The organism is Amycolatopsis sp. NPDC059021 (genome assembly GCF_042739895.1).
Taxonomy (GTDB): domain Bacteria; phylum Actinomycetota; class Actinomycetes; order Mycobacteriales; family Pseudonocardiaceae; genus Amycolatopsis.
Genome location: NZ_JBHYIQ010000005.1, coordinates 107962 through 132042 on the forward strand (window position 1 = coordinate 107962; position 24081 = coordinate 132042).

Consider the following 24081-nt stretch of genomic DNA (forward strand, 5'->3'; position numbering starts at 1 on the left):
CATGCGCCTGTTGTTCGTGGGCGGGGCGAGCCCCATCTCGTCGAGCCGGGACATCGTGTCCGACGCGCTGAACCAGGCACGGGCCCGCGGCGTCCGCACCCACATCCTCAGCCGCCCCGATCTGCTGGCCGGGACGAGGGAGGTCACCGCGCTCGCCGACGAGGTGTCCATTGTGGATCCCGATGACCCCGTGGCCTGCGCGCGGTGGGCGCGCGACCGGCTCGCGGCGGGCGACCGGTTCGACGCGGTGCTGGGCCTGCGGGACACGGTGCTGGCCGCGGTCGCGGAATGCGCGCAGGTGTTCGGTGCGCCGGGGAATTCGCCGGAAGCCGTTTCCCGCGTGCGTAACAAGGACGCCTGCCGGACGGCGCTCGCCGCGGCCGGATTCCGCCAGCCCGCCGTGCGGTTGTGTACCGGCGCCGCCGAGGCGGCCGAATTCCTGGCGTGCTCCACCGGCCCATGGGTGGTCAAACCGCGCGACGGCATGGCCAGCATCGGCGTGCGGAAGGTGTCGGCCCCCGCCGATCTCCCCGCCGCGCTGGCGGAACTCCCGGACCGCGAGCTGTTCCTCGTCGAGGAATTCGTGTCCGGTCCCGAATTCAGCGTGGAAGGCGTGTTCCTCGGCGGCAGGCCCCGCGTGCTCGCGGTGACCGAGAAGGAAAAGCTGCCCCCGCCCCATTTCGTCGAAAGCGGTCATCTGCTCCCCGCGGTTCTGCCGGGGGAGTGCGCCGCCGAGATCGAGCGGCAGGTGACCGCCGCGCTCACCGCGCTGGAGCTGCGTTTCGGCGTCTTCCACGTCGAACTGTGGCTGCACGCCGGGGAAGTCGTGCTCGGCGAGGTGCACGTCCGGCCCGGCGGGGACTGGCTGCACCGGCTGCTCGCCCACGCCGTTCCGGGGCTGGAACTGTTCGGCGTGATCTTCGACGATCTGCTCGGCAGGCCGTCGAGGGAATGCCCGAAGCCGGCCCGCGCGGGAGCGGTCGGCTTTCTCACCCCGCCGCCCGGACGTCTGGTGCGGATCGAGGGCTGGGAACGGGTGCGGGCGCATCCGGCCGTGCTGCACGCCGAACTGACCGTCACCCCCGGCGATCGGATCGGCCCGGTACACCAGTCCGGTGACCGGGCGGGCGTGGTGGCGGCCGGCGCGGACACTCCGGAAGCCGCGCGTGACCTGGTCCGGAGGCTGACCGGCTCGGTGCGGTTCACCGTCGAGTGACCGCGGCAGGGGAGCGCGCTGACTTACGATGTCGGCATGGTGCTCCCTTCCCGTCCCGCCACGATTCGCGACGTCGCGAACATGGTCGGGGTCTCCCATCAGACCGTGTCCCGGGTGATCAACGACAGCCCGAACGTGGATCCGGAGACCCGGCGGCGGGTGCTCGACGCCGCGAACGTCCTGAAGTACCGGCCGAGCCGCCACGCGCGGGCACTGGCGAAACCGGACGTGAAGACGATCGGCCTGCTGGTCCCGGATCTGACCAACCCGTTCTTCCCCGAGGTGATCGAAGGGGTCCTCGACGCGGCGGGGGAGCGGGGCTGGCAGGTCACCATCCGCACCACGGGGCGGTCCGACGAGCGGGAGGTGCTGCGGGCGACGATCCGGTCCGCCGACGCCGTGGTGGGGTACTTCACCAGCGCCGGCGTGCCGTCGTCCGGCCGGGAATGGGACGTCCCGGTAGTGGCGCTGGACAACGAGCTCGACGGACCGCAGGCGTGCGGGGTGCAGATCGATGTGGAAGACGCCGTGCGGCAGGGGATCGGGCATCTGCTGGAGCGGGGGCACACCGAGATCGGGATGCTGGACTGCTCGACCACCTGCGACCGGCATCGCAGGCGCGAGGCGTTCGTGCGGGTGCTCACCGAGCACGGGATTCCGCCGGCGGAAGGCCGGATCCGGATGACGGACCAGTCGTTCGACGGCGCGGCGGCCGCGACGCATGTCCTGGTGGACGGCGATCCGGAGCTGACCGCGATCTTCGCGTTCAACGACGTCGTGGCGATCGGCGCGCTGCGGGCCCTGCGGGCGCGGGGACTGCGCGTGCCCGGGGACTGCGCGGTCCTGGGTTTCGACGGCCTGGCGATCGGCGGGCTGGTCACGCCCACGCTGACTTCCCTGCACATCGACACGCGCAGGCTCGGGGCGCTGGCCGTGGAACAGGTCGAGGCGATGATCGCGAATCCGCCGGAGGAAACGGCGACGTCGCAGGTGCTCCTGCAGCCCAGACTCGTGGTGGGCGGATCGACCTGACCGGTCGTGTGTTGACTCCCCGGGGTGAGCTGCCATACTGCATGTGACCGGTAACGTGAACGTTCACATGGGAGGCCGTCATCGCCATCGCGACGCACCCGCGGACCGAGCGGCTGTTCACCACGAGCGGGGTGGTCACCGCGTTCGCCGCCTTCGTGCTGATCGGTGCCTTGCAGGCGTTGTACGGGCCGGCGATCCCCGGGCTCCGCGAGGATTTCGGGCTGACCCCGGCCAGCGCGGGCCTGGCGCTCAGCGCGCATTTCGTCGGGGCGCTGCTCGGCGTGCTGGTGTTCTCGCGGTGGTACGCACGGGTGCACAGCCGGCTGCTGCTCGGCGCCTGCTACGTCGCGATGGCGGCCGGCGCCGCGGGTTTCGTCCTTGCCGGGTCCTGGCCGGTGGCCCTGTTCTTCGCGTTCGTGGGCGGGGTGGGCTTCGGCGGTATCGACTACGGCCTGAACCACATGTTCGCGATCGGATTCGGCAAGCGGGGCACCGCGATGCTGAATCTGCTGAACGCGCAGTTCGGGATCGGGTCGATCGTGGCACCCGCGGTCATCGCCTGGATCGGGCCCCGGCACTATCCGGTGGTTTTCCTCGTCGTGGCGGGCCTGACCGCGTTGCTGCTGCTCGGCATCGGTGGCGTCCGTGAGCGGTCCGCCGGAAGCGACGAGCCGGCGAGTGAGGCCGCCGCCGATGTTGCCAAGAAGCGGAGTTTCGGTGTGTTGGCGGCCTTCGTGGTCTTCTACGTGCTGAACATCGGGCTCGAATCCGGGGTGGGCGGCTGGGAACCCACGCATCTGGAGGCCGTCGGCTACTCGCTCGGCACGGCGACGACCGCGACCGCGGCCTACTGGCTGGCGATGACGCTGGGCCGGTTCGCCATCGTCCCGGTCGCGGCGCGCTGGCCGGCGTCCGGCATCGTGATCTGGAGTTCGGCCGGGGTGCTCGTGTGCGCGGCGCTGTCGGTGATTCCCGCGCTCGCCCCGTTCACCTACTTCGGTGTCGGGCTGTTCATCGCGCCGACCTTTCCCACCGGGCTGGCCTGGTTGCACCAGCTGGCGCCGCGGGACGCGCAGCGTGCCGGTGCCTACGTGCTCGCCGCGTCCATGGTCGGCGGCGTGGTCTTCCCGCCATTGCTGGGCATGGGCATCGAGGTGACGTCGGTGGTTTCGGTGCCGATCCTGCTCGCGGTGCTGGGTCTGGCGTGTCTGGCGCTCGTCTGCTGGATCAAGCGGGCGGGCGGCCGGGATGGCGACAGGACGAGGAGGCGTGACTGATGGTGGATCCGGCTGACGGTGCCCGGGTGTCCCGGCTCCGGGTGGTGGTGCGGGCGATCGACGCCTGGACACTGCGGACGATGAACCCCTCCGGCGTGTTGCTGGACCTGGCGCGCCGCGATTTCCGGCACCGGGCCGAGGAACGGGACAACCGCGGGACTGTCCCGCGTTCCGTCCCCGGCGAGCGGCCCGAAGGGCGCTGAAGCGTTTCCGGATTTCCGGCGCCGCGGCCTCGCCGCTTTTTATGTTCATTTTACTAATCCGACCAGAAGTAGGCGGAGACGGTTCGCAACCGGTGTGCTCGTATAGACCCGTTTCCGCCGTGACTGTGGTCGGATTAGTAACGAACGGCACAGTATGCGCGAGTGAACTTCGCGGTAATTCCGTTGCGCGGGATGCGCTGGTTCGCCGCGGCCTCTCATATTTATTTGTCGATTGATTTTCGTGCGCCTGTGCGCGAATGCGGTGCTGTTCGCTCTAATGTCGTAGTGGTATCATACCCAGCGTTGACCCCCTACTCCTTCTGTGTTCGTGTGCGATGTGCACTAATTGCGGGGGCTTTTTTCGCGTGACTGGGCTCACGCTCGCACTCTTGCGTGTGATCTCGGTTCGGTATACCCTCGGAACCGAGGGAGTCAAACGTTTCTTGCATCCGGAGCGATATTCCGGGATCGGGTCGGGGCGAGTCCTCGGGCAGGGGTGCCCGTCGGCTTTCATGAATCCCTGCCTTCGCACGTAACCTCCATTAGGGCGAAGAGTCGTGATGCGACTTTTTGTGCTCGATGAAAGGCGGTGCACAATTGCTCAAGCGGGAATCTGGCAAGGAGGGGTCCCCTTTTCAGGGGGCGCCACTGATCAGTGTCGTCGTCCCCTGCTTCAACGAAGAGGAAGTCATCGAGCAGACGCATGCGCGGCTGTCCTGCGTGCTGCGTGAGCTGGACGGCTGTGGCTACGAGATCGTCTATGTCAACGATGGCAGCACCGATTCCACGGCCGAGTTGCTCGCCGGGATCGTCGAGCGCGACCCGCGGGTTCGGGTGGTGCGGTTCGGGCGGAATTTCGGCCACCAGGCGGGGGTTTTCGCCGGCTTGAAGGCGGCGGCGGGTGACGCGGTCGTGATGATCGACGCCGATCTGCAGGATCCGCCCGAGGTGATCGTCGAGATGGTCGCCCAATGGCGGGCCGGCTGGCGGATCGTGACCGGGCGGCGATTGTCCAGAAACGGTGAAAGCCTTTTCAAGAAATGGACGGCGTTTTGCTTCTATCGCGCGCTGTGGCAGGTCGCCGATCATCCCGTCGCGCTGGACACGGGTGATTTCCGGCTCCTGGACAGGGCGGCGGTCGACGCGATCATCAGCCTTCCGGAGAATCAGCTCTACCTGCGCGGCGTGATCAGCTGGACCGGGCTTTCGGAAACTGTCGTCGAATTCGTCCGCGCGCCGCGCGCCGCGGGTGAGACGAAATATACGTTGAAGAAAATGATACGGCTCTCGCGGCAAGGACTCATCAGTACTTCGTCGATGCCCTTGCGGTTGCCGATGACCGTGGGCCTGGCGAGCCTCGCCGCCGCCGCGGCGGCCAAAAGCGTGCGGCGCAGGCAGAAATTCAGCGGCGCCGCCGCGCAGTTCGGGCTGCAGGCACTGCTGACCGGGGTGCTCGCGGAGTACCTGCAGGTAGTGCACGAACAGGTGCGGGGACGCCCGCCCTACATCGTCGAAGACGTCATGCAGAACCAGGAACGTCGGTCGGCCGAACTGGCCGACGGTATTCGGAGGGTTTCGTGAAGGAACGGGATAGCGACGCCGGGCTGGAGGGATATGTGGCCGACGTCGCCGTCGTGGGGGCGGGTTTCACGGGCTTGGCGGCCGCACACGAACTGGCGAAACTGGGGCATCGGGTGGTGGTGTTCGAAGCCGAACCCACCGTCGGCGGGCTCGGCGGGAGTTTCGACGTCGGCGGCCGGATGCTCGAACGCTTTTACCACCACTGGTTTTCCTCGGACAGCGAGATCACGGGGCTGTGCGAGGAACTGGGGATCGCGGACATCGTCACCGAGCACGAAAGCCGCACCGGCCTGTATTACGCGAATTCCATCTACCGGCTGTCCCGCCCGCTGGACGTGCTCCGGTTCGCGCCGCTGCCGCCGCTGGACCGGATCCGGCTCGGGCTGCTGGCGCTCAAGGCGAAGCGGGTCCGGCACTGGCGCGAGCTGGAGTCGATGACCGCCGAGGAATGGCTGATCCGCCTCGGCGGCAGGCGCGTGTACGAGACGGTCTGGCGGCCGTTGCTGGAGGGCAAGTTCGGGCAGTACGCCGCCGAGGTGGGCGCGACCTGGATGTGGACCAAGCTGAACCTGCGCGGCGGGAGCAGGAACAAGGCGGGCCGCGAGGTTCTCTACTACCTGCATGGGGGCTGCTCCGCCCTGCTGGAGGCCTGGCAGCGCCGCCTCGGCGAACTGGGCGTGCGCATCGTGACCGGCTGCGAAGTGCAGGAGATCCTGAGCAGCGACAACGGTGTCGTGGGCGTCCGCACCTCGAAGGGCGATCTGGCGGTCAACCGGGTGCTCGCCACGGCGGCGCCGAGCATCGTCGCGGGCCTGCTGACCGACGAGTCGCGGGCACATCCGGCGGTGCACGCCGTGCGGCGGCAGCTCGGGCGGATCCGGTACCTGGCGAACATCTGCCTGGTCCTGGAGAACGACCGGCCGCTGTCGGACACCTATTGGCTCAACGTCACCGATCCGTCGTTCCCCTACGTCGGCGTCATCGAGCACACGAACCTCGACGACGTCCGCAACTACGGCGGCAGGCACGTCGTGTACCTGTCGAAGTACCTGCCGACGTCCGCGGACCTCTACCGGATGCCGGACGAGGAGGTGTTCCGGTTCAGCCTCCCGCACCTGAAGAAGATGTTCCCCGGGTTCCAGGAGCGGTGGGTCCAGGACTTCCACGTGTGGCGCGCCGACCACGCCCAGCCGGTCATCACGCCGGAGTACTCGCGCCTGATCCCTGCCATGCAGGCCGAGGTGCCGGGCCTGTACCTGTCGAGCATGGCCCAGATCTACCCGGAGGACCGCGGTACCAACTACGCGATCCGGCACGGCAGGTCGGCCGGGAAGCTGATCGCCGACCACCTCCGGACCACCCCAGCACGTCATTCCCCCGCCGAGCCCGCAGGAGCGTCCCATGCCTGAGCTGATCACCGTGGAGCAGGCCGAGCGCCTGGACACCACCGAACTTCACGAGCTCTACGCGCGGTACATCAGCAAGAGCCAGGTGTCGCTGATCGGGACCTTCGGCTTCGGCCGTGATCTCGTGGACTCGGCGGAGGGCTGCTGGATCCGGCTCCAGGACGGACGCCGTGTCCTGGACTTCACCGGCGGCATCGGGGTGCTCAACCACGGGCACAACCACCCCAGGATCCTGAAGGCCCGGCAGCGCTTTCAGGAGCACAAAAGGCTCGAGGTGCACAAGAACTTCCTGTCGCCGTACGCGGCCGCGCTCGCCCACAACCTCGCCGCACTGCTCCCCGGCGACCTGAACATCGGCTACTTCCCCAGTTCGGGGTCGGAGGCGGTCGAGGGCGCGGTGAAGATGGCCTACAAGTACCACGAGGGCCGCCGCGGCACCGTGCTGCACGCCGACACCTCCTTCCACGGCAAGCTGCTCGGCGCCGGCAGCCTGACCGGTTCCCCGGAGCTGCACTTCCACTACCCGAAGATCCCCGGCACCGACTCGTTCGCCTTCGGCGACATCGAGTCGCTGCGTCTCGCGCTGAGCAGGCACGAGACGGCGGCCACCGGCAGCGACGTCTACGCCGTGATCGTCGAGCCGTACAGCGCGTCCAGCCTGCGGGCCTCGCCGGAATACTTCCTGCGCGAGGCACGGCGGTTGTGCGACGAGCGCGACATCGTCCTGATCTTCGACGAGGTGTACACCGGCTGGGGAAAGACCGGTTCGCTGTTCTACTTCATGCGCTATCCCGGGCTGGTGCCGGACATCCTCACGACGTCGAAGTCGTTCGGCGGCGGCAAATCCTCGATCTCCGGCTACGTCGCGCGGGAACCGGTCTTCCGCAAGGCCTACGACAACCTGTCGGACGCGACCCTGCACAGCACGACGTACTTCGGGTTCGGCGAGGAGGCGGCGACCGCGCTCGAAGCCGTCGCGATCACGGTCGAAGACGACTACCCGGCCCGTGCCACCGCGATCGGCGAACAGCTGGAGCGGGGCCTCCGCGCGATCGCGGCCAAGCACCCGAAGCTGGTCGACCGGGTCGAAGGTGTCGGCGCGCTGCACGGAGTCTTCCTCAGCGCGGGATCGACGGCGCTCGACGCGGTACTCAAGCGCCTGCCGTCGAGCTTCGCCCGCGATCCGCAGGTGCGGTCCAAGATCGTCACCGCGGCGGTGGTCGGCGCCCTCTACCGCGATCACGACATCCTGAGTTTCTACGGCTCCAACCGCGAGATCGCCCTGATCGTTTCGCCGTCGCTGGTCACGGGCGAAGAAGAGGTGGAGCGTTTCCTGTCGGCGCTCGACGACGTACTCGGCAAGGGGCTCACCGCGCTCGTGGCGGGACTGGTGCGGGAAAAGGTGATGTCGTGACCGTCGCGATCGGCGGGCAGGGCACGCGGGTGCTCGAGCGCAGCGGGTTGCCGGGGCTCTGGGCGCGGCAGTTCCCGCCGCTGCGGGACGAGGGCCGCAGGCGGCTCGCCGTCGGCCACGTCGCGGCCACCCTGCGGACGCTCGAACTCCCGTACCGGATCGCGTTCGGGGTCGCGCTGCGCGCGACGGCCCTGCTGTCCCGCTGGGCGGGGCCCGGCGGCACGGGCGCCCCGTGGTGGACGCGGCTGCCGGTCATCGCCGAGGTCTACCGGGTGACCACCACGCTGGCCCTCTACGGCGCGCTGGACGGCAACCGTCCCTTGAGGAGGAAGTGATGGCTCCGCGCCGCCGGGAGATCCCGTGTGACGCGCTGGTGATCGGCTCGGGGGCGGGCGGCAGCGTGGCCGCCGCCACCCTGGCCGAGGCCGGCCGGGACGTCCTCGTGCTGGAGGAGGGCAGCCGGTACAGCACGCGGGAGATCGCGGCGGCCAGCCCCGCGGAGAACCTCCGGCGGATGTACCGCAGCGGTGGTCTCGTGCCGATGTACGGGTCGCCGAACATCCCGTTCGGCGAGGGCCGGTGCGTGGGCGGGACCACCGTGGTGAACGGCGGGTTGCTCTGGCGTGCCCCGGACGCGCTGCTCGACGGCTGGGCCGAGCGGTCGGGCATCGGCGGTTACCGCGGTCCCGCGCTGGCCGGGCACTACGACCGCATCGAGAACCGGCTGGGCGTGGTGGAACAGCGGCACGGCGCGGGCAACCAGGATTCGCGGGCGCTGGCCGCGGCGGCCGACCGGCTCGGCCTGACGTGGAAGCACGCGCGCCGGGCGGTGAACGGGTGCACGCACTCCAACCGGTGCGTCACCGGCTGCCCGACCGGTGCGAAACAGAGCATGCTGATGACGTATCTGCCCGCGGCGGAGCGCGCCGGTGCGCACGTCGTGCCCGACTGCCGGGTCCGCAGGCTGGGCCATGAGGGCGGCAGGGTACGCACCGTGGTCGCGGCGCGGCCCGGCGGCGCGGAGGTGGTTTACCGGCCGGAGAGCGTCTACCTGGCCGCCGGGGCGATCCGCAGCCCCCTGGTGTTGCAGCGCAGCGACATTCAGCGGCGGCGGGCGGGGCGCGAGCTGGCCTTCCACGTGAACCTGCGCACGATCGCCCTGTTCGACCGGGACATCCGGGCCCGTGCTGGCACCATCTTCACCGCCCAGCTGCAGGAGTTCTCGTCCCGCGGTCTGCTGGTGATGCCCGCCAACCTCTCGCCGGGCAGCCTCGCCGCGGCATTGGTGGGGCAGGGGCCGGAGACGGTGAACCGGCTGCTCGGTGCCGTCGACCGGGTCGGGGTGTTCACGACCCAGGTCCGCGTCGAAGGCACGGCGTCCGTCCGCGCGCTTCCCGGTGGTACGAGCCTGATCCGGCACGGCCTGACCGCGCGGGACCGCGACCTGCTGCGGTTCGGCATGCGGGAGACGGCGCGGCTGCTGTTCGACGGCGGCGCGGTGGAGCTCTACCCCGGCGTTCCCCTGGCGGCGCCCGTCCGCGACCTCGGCGAGGCCACCGAGCTGGTGGCCCGTGGCGACCTGCGGCAGTGGGAGATGGTGTCCGTGCACGCCATGGCCTCCTGCCGGATGGGGCTCCCGGAACGCGGCGGGGTCTGCGACGAGCTCGGCAGGCCGCACGGATTTTCGAATCTCTACGTGTGCGACGCCAGCGTCCTGCCCGGTGCGACCGGGATCAGTCCACAAGGGACGATCATGGCCTTCGCGCACGAGATCGTGGGCCGCAGCCTGGCCTGAACTTCCCACCTGTCAACAGCGACGCTCCCCTGGGGGGTAACCATCGTGGCTTCGCAAGGACTCGACACCGTCCACTCCTTTCTGTCCCACCGGCTGGGAGTCGGCCGGGCGCACTCCCATCACGGCGAACTGCTGCAAGGGTGTTTCGGCGCGGATCGCGGCCGGTCCGTCCGGGCACTGGTGACCCTGCCGTGCCCCGGCCGCGGCAGCGTGGCGGTCTTCCAGCCCGAGGAGCCGGGTGCCACCGCCGTCACGGTCGTCCCGTCATGGCGGGGCAAGGCCGCGGCGGCCGCCGAACTCACCGGGCGCCGGCTGACGGGCGGGCCGGTCGGCGGCAGGCTCACGGTGCAGAGCGACCTGCGGCCGGGGCTGGGACTCGGTTCCTCGACCAGTGACGTGACGGCGGCGATCCGCGCCGTCGCCGACAGCCTGCGGGCGACCCTGGCCGACGAGGAGGTCGCCGAGATCGCGGTCGCGGCCGAGGGCGCGGCCGACTCCACCATGATCGCGCGGCAGCCGGTGCTGTTCGCCCATCGCGAGGGCGTAGTGCTGGAGCACCTGCCCGCACTGCCGCCGCTCCTGGTCGTCGGATGCGACACGGCCGAGGGCGACGGTGGTGTCGACACCCTCGCGCTCCCGCCTGCGGAGTACTCGGATGCCGAGGCCGCGCTGTTCCCCGTCCTGCTGGACGGGCTGCGCACGGCCTGCCGTGACCAGGACGTGGCCGCGGTGGCGGAGATCGCCGACCACAGTGGACGGATCAACGAGCGGTTCCTGCCCAAGCGCGGTCTCGCCCGGATCCGGGCGGCCGCCGGGCGGACCGGCGGGCTCGGGGTGCAGGTCGCGCACAGCGGGACGATCGCCGGGGTCATCTTCGACGACCGGGATCCCGGCGCGGGGAGAAGGGCGCGGGACTGCGCGGATCTGTTGTCGGAGGCGGGTTTCCACGCGGTGTCGCTGTTCCGCCCGGTGGAGCGGGAGGAGGCCCGATGAGCACCGCGACACTGGCGGACGTCGTCGACACCTACCGGGTCCCCCGGGTGGTGCGGCTGGGACCGAACCTCTTCGGCGCGGCGTTCTTCCTGATGAAGCTGATACCGGCCCGGCACATCCTGCGCCAGGCAAGGGAAGCGGGCGTGCTGGGGCCCGGCACGGCGGTGATCGAGACCACCTCGGGCACCTTCGGGCTGGCACTGGCGATGGAGTGCGCGCTCACCGGCAATCCGCTGACCCTGGTCGGGGACCCGGTGATCGACGTCCGGCTGCATCGCAGGCTGACCGATCTCGGCGCGCGGGTGGAGATCGTCACCTCGGCGGGGGAGCCGGGCGGTGTCCAGGGCGCCCGGCTCGCCAGGCTCGCGGAGATCCGCGCGAGCACCCCGGACCATTTCTGCCCCGAGCAGTACGGCAATCCGGGCAATCCCGCGTCCTACCACCTGGTGGCCGAGGTCCTCGCCGACCAGCTCGGCCGGGTGGACTGCCTCGTCGGCCCGGTCGGCTCGGGCGGGTCGATGTGCGGTACCGCCCGGCACCTGCGCTCGGCGTTTCCCGGCCTGCGCGCGGTGGCCGTGGACACCCACGGCAGTGTCCTTTTCGGACAGCCGGACGGGGAGCGGCAGCTGCGGGGACTGGGCAACAGCCTCCTGCCCGCCAACGTGGACCACGCGGTGTTCGACGAGGTCCATTGGATCGGCGCGGGGCAGGCGTACGCCGCGACCCGCGAACTGCACCGCGGGCACGCGCTGTTCATGGGACCGACCAGCGGGGCGGCGGTGAGCGTCGCGCGCTGGTGGGCGGCGGAGCATCCCGACGCGACCACGGTGGTGATGCTGCCGGACGAAGGGCACCGCTACATCGACACGGTGTATGACGACGACTGGCTGCGGGCCGGCGGCCTGGCCGGCCTTCCCGTGCCGGACGGTCCGCGCTGGCTTTCCTCGGTCACCACGACGACTTCGGGCTGGGCCGCGCTGCGGTGGGATCGCCGCAGCCTCGTGGAGCACCGGCAATCTGGGCGGGTGAGCGCATGACACCTCCGGCGGGAGGGACCGGACGGCTCGCGCGGGGGTTGTCGGCGACCGCGCGCGCCATCGTGTTCGCCGATGTCGTCGACGCGGAGCTGGACACCGAACTGCGTCATTCGTCCACAGTGGACCTCGCACACGTGGTCATGCTGGAGCGGGCGGGGCTGATCGGCGCGCCGACCGCCGCGGTCCTGCTCACCCACATCCAGGCGTTGCGGGACAACGGGTTCGCGCCGCTGCGCGGGCGGCACGCACCTCGCGGCGCCTACCTGCTCTACGAGGAGCACCTGATCGGCGTCACCGGCATCGAGCACGGCGGCAAGCTTCATCTGGGGCGTTCCCGTAACGATCTCAAGGCGACCACCCTGCGGCTCCGGTTGCGGGAGCGGATCGCCGTGCTGCTCCGGGAAACCCTCCGGTCGTCCGCGGTGCTGCTGTCGGCGGCACGACGTCATCGCGCCACGGTGATGCCCGCCTACACCCAGTACCAGCCCGCGGTACCGATCACCTATGGGCACTGGCTGCTCGGGGCCGCCACGGCGATGGGACGGCATGTCGAGGACCTGTTCGCCGTCGAAGGATCACTGCGGGAATGTCCACTGGGGGCGAGCGCCATCGGGGGGTCCGATCTGCCGATCGACGCCGCGGTGACCGCCCGGCTGCTCGGGTTCGACGGCCCGGTGCCGAACTCGGTGGACGCCGTCGCGGCGCGCGATCACGTGCTGCGCGCGCTCGCCGCGGCGGGTGCGCTGGCGGTGACGGCGAGCAGGCTCGCGACCGACCTGCTGCTGTGGTGCACGGCGGAGAACCCGTTGCTGTCGCTGCCCGACGAACTGGTGGGATCGAGTTCCGCGATGCCGCAGAAGCGCAATCCGTTCCTGCTGGAACACGTGCGTGCCAAGAGCGCGCATGTGGCGGCCGCCTGGACCGCCGCCGCGGGCGCCATGCACGGCACCCCGTTCGGTAACTCCGTGGAGGCCGGGACCGAGGGCACGAGCCCGGTCTGGGACGGGCTCGCCACGACACTGGACGCGCTGGTCCTGCTCCGGCTGGTGCTGACTCGCGCCCGGCCGCGCGGGGCGGACATGCTCGAACGGGCGGACACCGGTGGCACCACGGCGACCGCGCTCGCCAACCGGCTCACCCGGCGGGGGATGCCGTTCCGCGCGGCGCACCGCGTCGTGGGCGAGGCCGTGCGGGAAGTCTGCGCCGCCGGGCCGGTGTCCGGTGACCGGCTGGCCACGGCGGTCGCGCGGCGGGCCCGCGATCTCGGCGGGAGCGACGCCGATCTCGATCGGGAACTGCGCGCCTGCACCGTTTCCCGCGTCACCGAGCTCAGCGACTACGGCGGCGGGCCGGGGCCCGCGTCCTTCGCCGCCGGGTTCGGCGCGGCCGCGGGGAAGTGGGCGGCGGACGTGGCCAGGCTCGGCGAACTCCGCCGGGGATGGGCAGGTGCCGAAACGGAACTCGCGCGGGCGGTGGCCGCGCTGACGGCGAGGAGTGGCTCATGACCGCCGGCTGGGTGGCGCTGGTGGAGAGCAACACCACCGGCACGGGCCGGATTTTCGCGCGCCGGGTTCGCGAACTGGGCCTGCGGCCGTTGCTGCTCTGCGCCGATCCGGCGCGGTATGGCTACCTCGAAGCCGACGGCGTCGACCACGTCGTCACGGACACCGGCAGCCCGGCCGCGGTGGCCGCCGCGGTGCGGGAGGTGACGGGCGACGGCTGTCGCGGGATCACCACCAGCAGCGAGCGCGCCGTGCTGGTGACCGCCCGCGCGGCGGCGTTGCTGGGCTTGCCCGGCGAATCCGCCGACGCGGTGGAACGGTGCCGTGACAAGGGGGAGCAGCGGCGGGCGATGGCGGCCGCGGGGCTACGGACCCCGGCGTACCGGGTGTGCGCGTCCCCCGCGCAGGCGGCGGCCGCGGCCGCCGAGATCGGCCTGCCGGTGGTGGTGAAGCCGGTGACCGGCACGGGCTCGGCGGGTGTCCGCTCCTGTCGTACCACCGCGGAGGCCGGGAGCTGGGCGGAGCGCCTGCTCGCACCGGCCGGTGCCCCGATGGTCCTGGTCGAGCAGCAGCTGGCCGGTGCGGAGTTCTCCGTGGAGACCGTGGGAACCCACGTGCTCGGGGTGACCGCGACCCTGCTCGGGCCCGAGCCCCACTTCGTCGAGACCGGGCACGACTTCCCGGCCGCCCTGCCCGCCGAAACCGCCGGCCTGATCGCCGGCGAGGCGCTCCGGGCGCTGTCCGCACTCGGCGCGGGAGCGGTCGCGGCCCACACCGAACTCCGGTACGGACCGGACGGACCCGTTGTCGTGGAGGTGAATCCGCGCCCCGCCGGCGGGATGATCCCGCAGCTGGTCCTGCTGGCTTCGGGGGTCGACCCGATCACGGCCGTGCTCGAAGTGGTCACCGGCGGTACCCCGAAGGTGACTCCCACGCTGCGGCGCCACGCCGCCATCCGGTTCGTGATCCCCGGTCGTGACGGGATCGTCCGGGCGATCGACGGTGTCGCGGACGCCCGCGGTCTTCCCGGGGTGGCCGAGGTGAGTGTCGCACCGCGCACCGGTACCGCCTACGAACGCCGGAACTCGTTCGAGGACCGCATCGGGTACGTGATCGCCACCGGGACTTCGGCGGTGTCGGCCGGCGCGCTGGCCGAACGAGCCCTGCGGCGGATCCGCGTGTCAGTACAGGAAGAAAACCAGACCGGACAAGACAAGGGGAGTGTGCCGTCGTGACCGAAGCCCGAACCACCGCACTGAGCGAGCGTGCCGACTGGAGCTGCGCGCCGCTGCCCGGCACGTGTGTGCTGGAGTTCTCCGACGACGAGAGGACGTCCCTGCTGACCGGCATCGCGTTGCTGCTCCACGAGGTCGAAGACCTCCCGCTGGATCACCCCGGGCTGCTCGCGGCCGCCGAGGCGCTGGGCCGCTCGCTGCCGCCCCGGATCCTGCGTGAGCTGATCGCCTTCCGGGACGACGGCAACGACATCGGCGGGCTGATCCTGCGCCGGGTGCCGGTGGACGTTTCGCTGCCGCCGACACCGCCGGACGGGATGGGGCCCCGGGACTGGCGGGAACTGCCGGTGACGACGCTGGGCCAGCTCGCGATCAGCTCGGTGCTCGGCGGGGTGATCGCCTACGCGGACGAGAAGGCCGGACGGCTCGTCCAGGACACGATCCCGGTGAAGGGAGCGGAAACCCGGCAGGAGAACAGCAACAGCGCGCTGCTCGAACTGCACGTCGAGGACACCTTCCACCCCTTCCGCCCCGACTTCCTCACCCTGCACTGCCTGCGGGGCGACCACGAACTGGCCGGGCTCACCGTGGTCGGCAGCATGCGCGGAGTGCTGCCGTCGCTCGACGAGTCCACTGTGGACATCCTGCGGCAGCCGCGGTTCCGCACCCGGCTGAGCACCTCGTTCACCGGCAGCGGACCGGCGCGGTACGCCCCGGCCTCGGCGATCCTCACCGGCCCGGTGGCCGATCCGGACGTCTCGGTCGTCTTCGGCGCGACCGAGAGCCTCGACGAGGACGCGGATGCCGCGCTGCTGGCGCTGCGCGCGGCGGTGATGGCGGAACTGCGCGGGACGGTGCTGGAACCGGGGGACCTGATGATCGTGGACAACCGGCGGGCCGTGCACGGCCGGACCGGTTTCCGGCCACGCTACGACGGTACGGATCGCTGGCTGCGCCGGTGTTTCACCGTCGCCGACATCCGCGCGTCCGCGGTGATGCGCCCGCGTGGCTCCCGGGTCTGCGCCCCGCTGCCGCTGCCAGGGGACGGTGCCTGAGCCGTGGCCGCGCGCGAGGCGTCGGACCTCTCACCGTTGACGATCCGGGTCAGCCCGGTGCGGCGGCTCGTGCAGCTGCTGGGCGGGCTGACCCTCTATGGCGCCAGCATGGCGATGCTGGTCCGGGCCCATCTCGGCCTCACGCCGTGGGACGTGCTGCACGAAGGTCTCCACAAGCATCTGCCGCTCAGCTTCGGCGTGATCACCGCGATCACCGCGGTGATCGTGCTGCTGGCCTGGATCCCGCTCCGGCAGCGGCCCGGGATCGGCACGGTGGCCAACGTGATCGTCATCGCGCTGGCGGTCGACCTGACCCTGGCGCTGGTCCCGCAGCTGGACGGCCTGGTGCTGCGCTCGGCGGTGATGGCGGGCGGCATCGTGCTCAACGGCGTCGCCACCGCCTGCTACATCGGCGCGAGGCTCGGGCCGGGGCCGCGGGACGGGCTGATGACCGGCCTGGTGGCGCGCACCGGTGGTTCCGTGCGGCTGGTGCGGACCCTGCTCGAAGTGGCCGTGGTCGTCGCGGGCTGGCTGCTCGGCGGGACCTTCGGCGTCGGCACCGTGCTCTACGCGGTCTCGATCGGCCCGCTGGCCCAGGCGTTCCTGCCCGCGCTGACCATCCGGGCGGACCGCGCCGGCGCGCGGGCCGCGGACTGAACGTTCCGCTTCGACGAGGAGAGCGAAAGTGACCGAGCTGCGGGTGACCCGCCTGGAAACGAGCGCGGTGGACGCCTATCTCACCGTGCTCAACGACGCGTTCCTCGGGCAGATCCCGCCCGCGGGCCTGGTGCGCGAGCGCGCGGCCTTCCATGCCCGTCCTGGCGCGCACTACGGGGTTTTCGACGGCACCGAGCTGGTCGGTGTCGCCGCCGCGCCGACCCGGCCGATGACGCTGCCCGGCGGGATCGTCGCGCAGGTCAGCGCGGTCACCTCGGTGGCGGTGTCACCGAGCCACCGCAGGCGCGGGGTTTTCGCCACCCTGGTGCGGCACCAGCTGGCGGACCTCGCTGAACACGGGCCCGTTCTCAGCGCGCTGTGGCCGTCGCAGGGCGCGCTCTACACGCGCTTCGGGTACGCCCCGGCCACCTGGCAGGGCCCGCTCGTCGTCCGGCACGGCGCGAGGCTGCGCCCCGGCGTGCCGATCGCCGAGGGCCGGGTCAGGGAACTGCCGAGGCAGCGGGCGATGGCGGCGATCCGCGAGCTGCACGACCGGATCGCGCCATCCCACGCCGGCTGGCTGCACCGGGACGACGGGCATTGGACGCTCTTGCTGGAGGACCCGGTCGGCGGTGCGGCTCCTTCGGACCTGCGCTTCGCCTTGCACGACGGCGGATACCTCGTCTATCGCGTCGTGCCGAAGGTGACGCCGGCGGGGCGGCGGCACGAGCTGCACATCCGGGACCTGGCCGCCGTGGACACCACCGTCCGCGCCGCGCTCTGGCGTCACGTGCTCGGGCTCGACCTCAGCGGGTCCGTCCATTTCGAACTGTCCACACCGGACGAACCGGTGCTGCACATGCTCGCCGATCCCCGCGCGGCCGAGCAGGCGGTGCGGGACGGGATGTGGGTCCGGCTGGCCGATGTCCCCGGGGCACTGGCGCTCAGGCGGTATCGCACCGCCCTGTCCATCACCTTTTCCGTCACCGACGCGCTCCTGCCGGGCAATGCCGGGCTGTGGCGGCTGGTCGCCGACGAGTCGGGAAAGGCCGTCGTGGAACGGGGATCGGGGGAACCGGACCTCGCCCTCGACGTGGCCGAGCTGGGCGCGGTCTATCTGGGCGGCACCAGCCTGGCCGCACTGGCCGCCGCGGGCCGGGTCCGTGCCCGCGACCCGGAGCTGCTCGCCGTGGCCGACGCCGCGTTCGGCCACACACCGCTGCCGCACTGCACCATCGTCTTCTGACCGCCCGTGGCGCGACCGCGTACCAGTCCCGTGAAGGAAGAACCGCTGATGTCTCCCAGATCGACCACCCGAGCGAGCTCCCCGGCCGCGGTCCACTCGTGGACCCCGACGACGATCGCCCGGATCTCCGGCCGTGTGCGGCGGGCCGGCGGCGAGGACATCGACTGGCCGTCCCTCCGGGCGTGAGCTGAGTGTGCCGGGAGACGCCGCCCCGGGAACTCCTGCGGCGGCATCGGCCTTGCCGAGCGGACCTGATGTGCGTCAGCGCAGGAGTGAGCCCAGCCGCTGCGCCGCGTCGACCACGGCGCGGCCGAGGCGTTCTTCGTCCGGTGCCTCGAACAGCGACAGGCCGATGCTGATTCCCCCGGCCGGGTCGCGATGCGGGACCGTCGCGGAGATGCCGATGACCGAGGGTGCGATTTCCCCGTAGGACACGGCGAAACCCCGGCCGCGCGCCCGGGTGATCTCGTCCCGTTCGTCCGGCGCCGCGGGCGCGGCGGCCAGCATCGCCAGCCCCGCCGAGCCGCGGTCGATCGGGTCGATCTGTCCCGGCCGGAAACTGACGTGCATCCGCGCCTGCCGCGGTTCGACGATCATCAGCATCCGGACCTGCCGCTCGTTCTCGCGGACCACGAGATGCGCGGTGGACTGCGCCAGCTCCGTCAGCTCTTCGAGGATCGGCCGGGCCAGGGTGCGCAGATCCTGTTCGACCGGCTCGGCGAGCCGCACCAGCCCGTTGCCCAGCGAGATGCGCTTGAACCGGTCGCGGCGGCACAGCCGGTGCGCCTCCAGCGTGCGCACGAGCCGGTGGGCGACCGTGCGGTGGACACCGATCTCGTCGGCGATCTCGGTGAGCGTCAGTCCTCGCGGGTGCGTCACGAGCAGTTCGAGGATCTCCAGTCCGTTGTGGAGGGTTTTCGACATACCCGAGTCGAGCTGGACAGGGTTTTCGGACATCACGCTCCTCTTGACGGGCCCGCGGAACCCGACCTACTGTTTCCGAAGTTCGCACAATGCGTGCTATAATAGCACGTCGGGCGAGACGTGCAGCCGCGGAGGTAGGTAGTGCCAGCCAAGTTCGACACCGCCGTCGTCGACGTCGATCCCGAGACGCTCGCGCGTGTCCACCAGCTTTACGGTGCGCAGAGCCATTTCATCGACAACGGTCACGCTCGCGCGTGGGCGGGCACGTTCACCGCGGACGGCGAATTCCACTCGCCGAGTTACCCGGCACCCGTGACGGGCACGGCGGAGCTGACCCGCTTCGCCGAGCGGTTCTTCGCGGGCGGCCGGCAAGCCGGCGAGGTCGTCCGGCACGTCGTCACGAACGTCTTCGTGGTGCCCGGCGGGCCGGGGACGGCCACCGCCTACGCCTATCTGCAGATCGTGGCCACGCCCGCGGGCGGCCCTTCGCGGCTGGTCCGCCAGACCACGATCACCGACGAACTGGTCCTCGGCGCCGGGGCCTGGCGGATCCGCCGCCGCACCGTGCGTCGTGACGACGAACAGGAGAACAGCGCATGAGTGAAACCCGGCACGAGTCGATGACGGCCGTCTACCCGGAGTTCCCGGGCAAAGTCGCCGTGGTCACCGGCGCGGCGCAGGGGATGGGCGCGCGGTTCACCGCGGCGCTGGCCACCCGCGGCGTCCACGTCGTCGGTGCCGACATCGACGAGGCGCGGATGACGGCCACCGCCGAGGAGCTGAACCGCGAACTGGCCGCCGGTTCGGTGCACGAGAAGCCCGGCCGCGTCGTCGGCACCCGCGCCGACGTCACGAAGGCGGACGACCACGAAGCGGTGGCACAGCTGGCGCTGGATCAGTTCGGCCGTCTCGATTTCTGGGTCAACAACGCGGGAATCTTCCCGTTCGCGCTCGCGGACGAGATTTCCGCCGAACAGATCGGCGCGACCCTGTCGGTCAATGTGGAGGGTGTGCTGTTCGGCGCGCAGGCCGCCGCGCGGCATATGGAGCCCGGCGGCGCGATCGTCAACATGTCCTCGGTTTCCGCGGTGCGGGTGCGGCGGGGCCGCGGCGCCTACTGCACGTCCAAGGCCGCGGTCGCGCACCTGACCGAATCCCTGGCAGTGGAGTTCGGGGACCGCGGTATCCGGGTCAACGCGCTGGCGCCCGGCTACGTCGACACCGAGATGACCCGCTGGGTCAAGGAGGATCCGGCCGCGCTCCAGCACGCGCTGGACGTCGTGCCGCTGCACCGGCTCGGCTCGCCGGAGGAGGTCGCGGGCCCGCTGCTGTTCCTGTTGTCGGACAGTGCCCGGTACGTCACCGGGCACAGCATCGCCGTCGATGGCGGTTCACGGCATGTCTGACGGCGAGTACCCGGACGTCGTGCTGATCACCGGTGCCGCGGCGGGCATGGGCGCCGGGCACGCCCGCGCGCTCGCGGCCCGCGGTGCGCACGTCTGTCTCGCCGACGTCGCGGACGCCGGCGGGGTGGCCGACGAGATCATCGCGGCGGGCGGGTCCGCGTCCGCGCACCGGCTCGACGTCACCGACCCGGCCGACTGGGCACGGGTGGTGACCGAGATCCACGCGGCCCACGGCTCGCTCGGCGGGCTGGTCAACAACGCCGGGATCTCGCGGCGGCTCGAATTCCTCGACACCACCGACGAAATCTGGGAGCGGGTACTGCGCGTCAACCTGTCCGGCCCGTTCTACGGCATGAAGGCCGTCGCGGAGCCGATGCGGGACTCGGGCGGCGGCTCGATCGTGAACATCTCCTCGATCTCCGGCCAGATCGGCTACTTCTCGCCCGCGTACTCGTCGAGCAAATGGGGACTGACCGGGCTGTCGAAATCCGCCGCCGGGAACTTCGCGAAATGGGGAATCCGGGTCAACTCGGTGCATCCCGGTTTGGTGGAAACGGCGCTGCTGGCGGGATCGGACACCTTCGTCGACGCCGCGCTCGCCAGCGTCCCCGCCGGGCGGATGGCGCGTCCGGAGGAAGTCACGGAGGCCGTGCTGTTCCTGCTCTCGCATCGCTCGAGCTACATGACCGGCAGTGAGGTCACCGTGGACGGAGGGCTCGTCTCGAACGGGCTCTACCACCGGATCCTCGCGGACACGGGAGGAAATCTGTGAGCGAGTACGACGTCATCGTGATCGGCGGCGGGGGAGCCGGACTGGCCGCCGCGGTCACCGCCGCCGAACGGGGCGCCCGGGTGCTGCTGTTCGAGTCCGAGGCGGAACTCGGCGGATCCACGCAACTGTCCGCGGGGATGTTCACCGCGGCGGGCACGAGCGTTCAGGCCGGGCTGGGGATCGAGGACTCGCCGGAGAAGTTCTTCCAGCACTACATGGATCTCAACCACTGGATGCTCGAACCCGGCCTGGTGGCGGCGTTCTGCGCGCAGGCGGGCCCGGCACTGGAATGGCTGATCGGCCTCGGCGTCGAGATCCCGGCGCGAGTGTCGGGCAACGCGCACATGCCGGGCCTGTGCCAGGCCGGTGTCGAGGACGTCTGGCGCGGGCACGTGCCGAAGGACCAGGGCTACGGCATCGTCCAAGTGCTGGCGAAGGCGGCGAGGAAACACGGCGCCGAGATCGTGCTGAACACCAGGGTGGACCGGCTGATCTCGGAGAACGGCCGGGTCACGGGTGTGGTGGCGGACGACGTCGAGGTGCGCGCCGGCGCCGTCGTGGTGGCCAGCGGTGGTTTCGCCCAGGATCCCGCGCTCCTGGCGCGGTACTACCCGACGGCGTTGCGGGCGGGCGAGGACCTGTTCGTGGTCGCCGCGCCGGGCAGCCGGGGCGATCACCTGCGGTTCGGTGAACAGGCCGGCGCGGCGGTGGCCGGAGACGGCTGGGGACTGATGCTGCCGACCGCGTATTTCCAGCGGCTGCACCACTGGCAGTCCGGTTTCCCGCCGAAGTCGCGGATCCTCGTCAACGCCCGCGGCCGCCGGTTCATGGACGAGGACGCCTCCTACGCGGTCTCCAGCGGCATCATCGACGCGCAGAACGGTCCAGTGTGGACGGTCTTCGACGAGCGCGCCCGGCTTTCGCTGCCCGCCGGGTACGCGCATTGGGACGCCGACGCCGTGCTGCGCGAGGCCGAGGCCGGGCGCACTGTCCGCGCCGACAGCCTGGAGCAGCTGGCCGAGCACATCGGCGTTCCCGCTCCGGCGCTGACCGCGACCGTGCGCCGGTGGAACGAGCAGCTGCCGCACGGGACCGATCCCGAATTCCTGCGGCACCGCACGCTGGCCAACAAGGGATCGGCCGAGCCACCGGAACCGATCGGCGAACCGCCGTTCTACGCGGCGCGGACGCTGCCCGCCGAGCTGGTCTGCACCCACGCCGGGCTGGAGATCGACGCGCGCGGGGCGGTCCGCGACGAACTCGGCGACGTCATCCCCGGCCTGTTCGCGGCGGGGGAGGCGGGCGCGGGCGTGCTCGGCGAGCGCTACGTCGGAGGCGGCAACGCCGTCGCCAACGCCATCACCATGGGCCGGATCGCCGCCACGAACGCCTTTCCCGCCCGATGACCATCCGCCTCAACGACGAGGAGACAACCGTGGACACCGACATCGGCAGCCGGACCGTCCGCAAGGTGACCAGACGCGTCCTCCCGCTGGTCGCCCTGCTGTACGTGTTCAACTACATGGACCGCTCGAACATCAGCTACGCCCAGCTCGGCATGCAGCGCGAACTGGCGATCACCACGGCCGTGTTCGGCACCGCGTCGGCGATCTTCTTCCTCGCCTACGTGGTCTTCGAGGTGCCGAGCAACATGATCATGAAGAAGCTGGGCGCGCGGGTGTGGCTCGCCCGCATCGCGATCAGCTGGGGCATCGTCACCGCCGTCACCGGATTCGTGCGGGACGTCCCGCAGCTCTACATCGCGCGGATCGTGCTCGGCGTCGCCGAGGCCGGGCTCTATCCGGGGCTGCTGCTGTACCTGACCTTGTGGTTCCGCGGCAAGGAACGCGGCCGCGCGATCGCGACGCTGGCGCTCGCCCAGCCGCTGGCCATGATCCTCGGCAGCCTCACCGGCGGCGTCATCCTGGACCACGTGCACTGGTTCGGGCTGGCGGGCTGGCGCTGGGTCTTCATCCTGCAGGGCCTGCCCGCGGTGCTCATCGGCGTCCTCGTGCTGGTCCTGCTGCCCAGCACCCCCGCTCAGGCCCGGTTCCTCTCGGGTGAGGAGCGCAAGTGGCTGCAGGGCGAGATCGACAAGGACTACGTGCCGGAGCAGAAGGAAACCTTCCTCGGGCAGCTGCGGATCATGAAGGACCGGCGGGTGCTGCACCTTGCCGTCGCCAACTTCTTCGCGGCGTGCGGGCTGTACGGGTTCACGTTCTTCCTGCCGCAGATCGTCAAGCAGATGGACTCCTCGTACTCGGCCACCAACATCGGCTTCCTCGGCGTGATCCCGTGGGTGGTCGGCGCGCTCGGCATGCTGCTCGTCGCCCGCAACTCCGACCGGACGGGTGAGCGGCGCGGGCACGTCATCGCGATGATGCTGCTGGCCGCGATCGGGCTGTTCGGGGCGATCCAGTTCCGGCACACGCCGGTGGCAGCGCTGATCTGCCTGTCGCTGGTCGCGGTCGGCGTGCTCGGCTACCTGGCCCCGTACTGGGCGCTCGCCTCGCGGATCCTGTCCAAGGAGCACACCGCGGTGGGGCTGGCCGCGATCAACTCGATCGCCGCGCTGGGCGGATTCTTCGGCCCGTACGTGATCGGGAAGAACGCGACCGCCGACAACGTGACCGTCGGGCTCTACTTCCCGATCGGCTGCCTGGTGGTCTGCGCGGTGATGCTCGCGTTCCTCAAGGCCTCCCGCGGTCCGCGCGAGACGCCGGTGTCAGGTAGTTTAGACGTTGACTACTTGTCCGGACGGTGAGGCGGGATCATGGCCGAGGGCGAGCTCGACTTCTGGTCGTTCATCGAGCTCGCCCACCGCCGTCTCGCCGGTGAGTTCGGGTTCGAGCACCAGCTGGCCACCGAGGTGCTGCTGACGCTCAACCGGGCGTCCAGCATCGTCACCTACGACCTGGAGGCGAGCGTGCACCGGCCGAGGGGCCGGTCGTGGTCGGCGTTCCGGCTGCTGTTCGTCACCTGGCTCGCCGGTCCGCTGGAGGCGAAGAAGGCCGCCGAACTGACCGGGATGAGCCGCGCCGCGGTGTCGAACCTGGCCAAACCCCTGGTCGGGGACGGACTGCTGGACCGGGCGCCGAGCGAGAGCGACGGGCGTTCGGTGCTGCTGACGCTGACCGAGCGCGGACAGCGCGAGATGGTCGAGGTGTTCGAGCGGCAGAACCGCCGCGAGTACGAATGGACGAACGTGCTGACCGAGGCCGAGCAGCGCATCCTGGTCATGCTGCTGGACAAGCTCATCGCCAACCGAGACCAGTTCGACGTGCGCGGCCGTACCTGAGCAGGAGGGGACCCTCGGACCCTTGCGTCCCC

The 24081-nt window shown here is 70.8% G+C and carries 24 protein-coding genes; 23 read left to right on the forward strand and 1 reads right to left on the reverse strand.

All coding sequences use genetic code 11. From position 1 onward, the window contains the following. Nucleotide 1 precedes the first annotated feature (1 nt). The 17 genes from ACFWX1_RS04300 (at nt 2) to ACFWX1_RS04380 (ending at nt 17835) form a co-directional block, all read left to right on the forward strand. Complete coding sequence (locus ACFWX1_RS04300) at nt 2-1216, forward strand: ATP-grasp domain-containing protein (protein WP_378383686.1); 1215 nt, start codon at nt 2-4, stop codon at nt 1214-1216. Nucleotides 1217-1252: 36 nt separating this feature from the next. Continuing rightward, nucleotides 1253-2248, forward strand: coding sequence for a LacI family DNA-binding transcriptional regulator (locus tag ACFWX1_RS04305; protein ID WP_378383688.1), 996 nt, complete (start codon nt 1253-1255; stop codon nt 2246-2248). Between the two features lie 131 nt (nt 2249-2379). After that, entirely contained in the window at nt 2380-3525 is a 1146-nt protein-coding gene (locus ACFWX1_RS04310; RefSeq protein ID WP_378383690.1) for an MFS transporter, read from the forward strand. Further along, nucleotides 3525-3728 carry a hypothetical protein gene (locus tag ACFWX1_RS04315; RefSeq protein ID WP_378383692.1) on the forward strand — a complete coding sequence of 68 codons (204 nt, stop codon included), beginning with the start codon at nt 3525-3527 and terminating at the stop codon, nt 3726-3728. Before ACFWX1_RS04310 ends, ACFWX1_RS04315 begins: the two co-directional genes overlap by 1 nt. Before the next feature lie 579 nt (nt 3729-4307). Continuing rightward, nucleotides 4308-5309, forward strand: coding sequence for a glycosyltransferase family 2 protein (locus tag ACFWX1_RS04320; protein WP_378383694.1), 1002 nt, complete (start codon nt 4308-4310; stop codon nt 5307-5309). Beyond that, nucleotides 5306-6718 (forward strand): NAD(P)/FAD-dependent oxidoreductase, encoded by a 1413-nt coding sequence (locus ACFWX1_RS04325; protein ID WP_378383696.1) that lies wholly within the window; start codon nt 5306-5308, stop codon nt 6716-6718. The genes ACFWX1_RS04320 and ACFWX1_RS04325 overlap by 4 nt, the downstream gene beginning before the upstream one ends. Further along, entirely contained in the window at nt 6711-8129 is a 1419-nt protein-coding gene (locus tag ACFWX1_RS04330) for an aspartate aminotransferase family protein (protein WP_378383698.1), read from the forward strand. Before ACFWX1_RS04325 ends, ACFWX1_RS04330 begins: the two co-directional genes overlap by 8 nt. Continuing rightward, nucleotides 8126-8464, forward strand: a complete 339-nt coding sequence (locus ACFWX1_RS04335) for a hypothetical protein (protein ID WP_378383700.1) — start codon at nt 8126-8128, stop codon at nt 8462-8464. The genes ACFWX1_RS04330 and ACFWX1_RS04335 overlap by 4 nt, the downstream gene beginning before the upstream one ends. Next, on the forward strand, nt 8464-9924 hold the full coding sequence (locus ACFWX1_RS04340; RefSeq protein WP_378383702.1) for a GMC family oxidoreductase N-terminal domain-containing protein: 1461 nt from the start codon (nt 8464-8466) through the stop codon (nt 9922-9924). The genes ACFWX1_RS04335 and ACFWX1_RS04340 overlap by 1 nt, the downstream gene beginning before the upstream one ends. 45 nt (nt 9925-9969) lie before the next feature. Next, complete coding sequence (locus tag ACFWX1_RS04345; protein ID WP_378383704.1) at nt 9970-10917, forward strand: hypothetical protein; 948 nt, start codon at nt 9970-9972, stop codon at nt 10915-10917. Next, entirely contained in the window at nt 10914-11954 is a 1041-nt protein-coding gene (locus ACFWX1_RS04350; protein ID WP_378383706.1) for a cysteine synthase family protein, read from the forward strand. Before ACFWX1_RS04345 ends, ACFWX1_RS04350 begins: the two co-directional genes overlap by 4 nt. Next, the gene (locus ACFWX1_RS04355; RefSeq protein WP_378383708.1) at nt 11951-13459 is read left to right on the forward strand and encodes a lyase family protein; all 1509 of its coding nucleotides are present in this window, start codon (nt 11951-11953) and stop codon (nt 13457-13459) included. The genes ACFWX1_RS04350 and ACFWX1_RS04355 overlap by 4 nt, the downstream gene beginning before the upstream one ends. Beyond that, nucleotides 13456-14691 (forward strand): ATP-grasp domain-containing protein, encoded by a 1236-nt coding sequence (locus tag ACFWX1_RS04360; RefSeq protein ID WP_378383710.1) that lies wholly within the window; start codon nt 13456-13458, stop codon nt 14689-14691. Before ACFWX1_RS04355 ends, ACFWX1_RS04360 begins: the two co-directional genes overlap by 4 nt. Further along, complete coding sequence (locus ACFWX1_RS04365; protein ID WP_378383712.1) at nt 14688-15746, forward strand: TauD/TfdA family dioxygenase; 1059 nt, start codon at nt 14688-14690, stop codon at nt 15744-15746. Before ACFWX1_RS04360 ends, ACFWX1_RS04365 begins: the two co-directional genes overlap by 4 nt. A 3-nt stretch (nt 15747-15749) precedes the next feature. After that, nucleotides 15750-16403, forward strand: coding sequence for a YitT family protein (locus ACFWX1_RS04370; RefSeq protein ID WP_378383714.1), 654 nt, complete (start codon nt 15750-15752; stop codon nt 16401-16403). A 28-nt stretch (nt 16404-16431) separates the two neighbouring features. Then, complete coding sequence (locus ACFWX1_RS04375; protein ID WP_378383716.1) at nt 16432-17649, forward strand: GNAT family N-acetyltransferase; 1218 nt, start codon at nt 16432-16434, stop codon at nt 17647-17649. 48 nt (nt 17650-17697) lie between these two features. Beyond that, nucleotides 17698-17835 (forward strand): hypothetical protein, encoded by a 138-nt coding sequence (locus ACFWX1_RS04380; protein ID WP_378383718.1) that lies wholly within the window; start codon nt 17698-17700, stop codon nt 17833-17835. Between the two features lie 75 nt (nt 17836-17910). Here the strand turns inward: ACFWX1_RS04380 and ACFWX1_RS04385 are convergent, their stop codons facing one another. Beyond that, a complete protein-coding gene (locus tag ACFWX1_RS04385) occupies nt 17911-18606 on the reverse strand; it encodes an IclR family transcriptional regulator (protein ID WP_378383720.1) in 696 nt (231 codons plus the stop codon). 108 nt (nt 18607-18714) lie between these two features. Here ACFWX1_RS04385 and ACFWX1_RS04390 point away from each other — a divergent pair, with 108 nt between their 5' ends. From ACFWX1_RS04390 to ACFWX1_RS04415, 6 genes are read left to right on the forward strand one after another with little or no spacing between them, the layout of a single operon-like run. Next, on the forward strand, nt 18715-19173 hold the full coding sequence (locus ACFWX1_RS04390; protein WP_378383722.1) for a nuclear transport factor 2 family protein: 459 nt from the start codon (nt 18715-18717) through the stop codon (nt 19171-19173). After that, nucleotides 19170-19979 (forward strand): SDR family NAD(P)-dependent oxidoreductase, encoded by an 810-nt coding sequence (locus tag ACFWX1_RS04395; protein WP_378383724.1) that lies wholly within the window; start codon nt 19170-19172, stop codon nt 19977-19979. Before ACFWX1_RS04390 ends, ACFWX1_RS04395 begins: the two co-directional genes overlap by 4 nt. Next, nucleotides 19972-20751, forward strand: a complete 780-nt coding sequence (locus ACFWX1_RS04400) for an SDR family NAD(P)-dependent oxidoreductase (RefSeq protein ID WP_378383726.1) — start codon at nt 19972-19974, stop codon at nt 20749-20751. Before ACFWX1_RS04395 ends, ACFWX1_RS04400 begins: the two co-directional genes overlap by 8 nt. Next, nucleotides 20748-22157, forward strand: coding sequence for an FAD-dependent oxidoreductase (locus tag ACFWX1_RS04405; RefSeq protein WP_378383728.1), 1410 nt, complete (start codon nt 20748-20750; stop codon nt 22155-22157). The genes ACFWX1_RS04400 and ACFWX1_RS04405 overlap by 4 nt, the downstream gene beginning before the upstream one ends. Before the next feature lie 29 nt (nt 22158-22186). Then, nucleotides 22187-23515, forward strand: coding sequence for an MFS transporter (locus ACFWX1_RS04410; protein ID WP_378383730.1), 1329 nt, complete (start codon nt 22187-22189; stop codon nt 23513-23515). Nucleotides 23516-23524: 9 nt separating this feature from the next. After that, complete coding sequence (locus ACFWX1_RS04415) at nt 23525-24049, forward strand: MarR family winged helix-turn-helix transcriptional regulator (protein WP_378383732.1); 525 nt, start codon at nt 23525-23527, stop codon at nt 24047-24049. The last annotated feature ends 32 nt before the right edge of the window (nt 24050-24081 follow it).

Coding starts and splice junctions, on each gene's coding strand:
- ACFWX1_RS04300 (WP_378383686.1), top strand. CDS start 2: ATGCGCCTGTTGTTCGTGGGCGGGGCGAGCCCCATCTCGTCGAGCCGG.
- ACFWX1_RS04395 (WP_378383724.1), top strand. CDS start 19,170: ATGAGTGAAACCCGGCACGAGTCGATGACGGCCGTCTACCCGGAGTTC.
- ACFWX1_RS04355 (WP_378383708.1), top strand. CDS start 11,951: ATGACACCTCCGGCGGGAGGGACCGGACGGCTCGCGCGGGGGTTGTCG.
- ACFWX1_RS04400 (WP_378383726.1), top strand. CDS start 19,972: ATGTCTGACGGCGAGTACCCGGACGTCGTGCTGATCACCGGTGCCGCG.
- ACFWX1_RS04305 (WP_378383688.1), top strand. CDS start 1,253: ATGGTGCTCCCTTCCCGTCCCGCCACGATTCGCGACGTCGCGAACATG.
- ACFWX1_RS04315 (WP_378383692.1), top strand. CDS start 3,525: ATGGTGGATCCGGCTGACGGTGCCCGGGTGTCCCGGCTCCGGGTGGTG.
- ACFWX1_RS04320 (WP_378383694.1), top strand. CDS start 4,308: ATGAAAGGCGGTGCACAATTGCTCAAGCGGGAATCTGGCAAGGAGGGG.
- ACFWX1_RS04340 (WP_378383702.1), top strand. CDS start 8,464: ATGGCTCCGCGCCGCCGGGAGATCCCGTGTGACGCGCTGGTGATCGGC.
- ACFWX1_RS04415 (WP_378383732.1), top strand. CDS start 23,525: ATGGCCGAGGGCGAGCTCGACTTCTGGTCGTTCATCGAGCTCGCCCAC.
- ACFWX1_RS04330 (WP_378383698.1), top strand. CDS start 6,711: ATGCCTGAGCTGATCACCGTGGAGCAGGCCGAGCGCCTGGACACCACC.
- ACFWX1_RS04380 (WP_378383718.1), top strand. CDS start 17,698: ATGTCTCCCAGATCGACCACCCGAGCGAGCTCCCCGGCCGCGGTCCAC.
- ACFWX1_RS04360 (WP_378383710.1), top strand. CDS start 13,456: ATGACCGCCGGCTGGGTGGCGCTGGTGGAGAGCAACACCACCGGCACG.
- ACFWX1_RS04385 (WP_378383720.1), bottom strand. CDS start 18,606: ATGTCCGAAAACCCTGTCCAGCTCGACTCGGGTATGTCGAAAACCCTC.
- ACFWX1_RS04350 (WP_378383706.1), top strand. CDS start 10,914: ATGAGCACCGCGACACTGGCGGACGTCGTCGACACCTACCGGGTCCCC.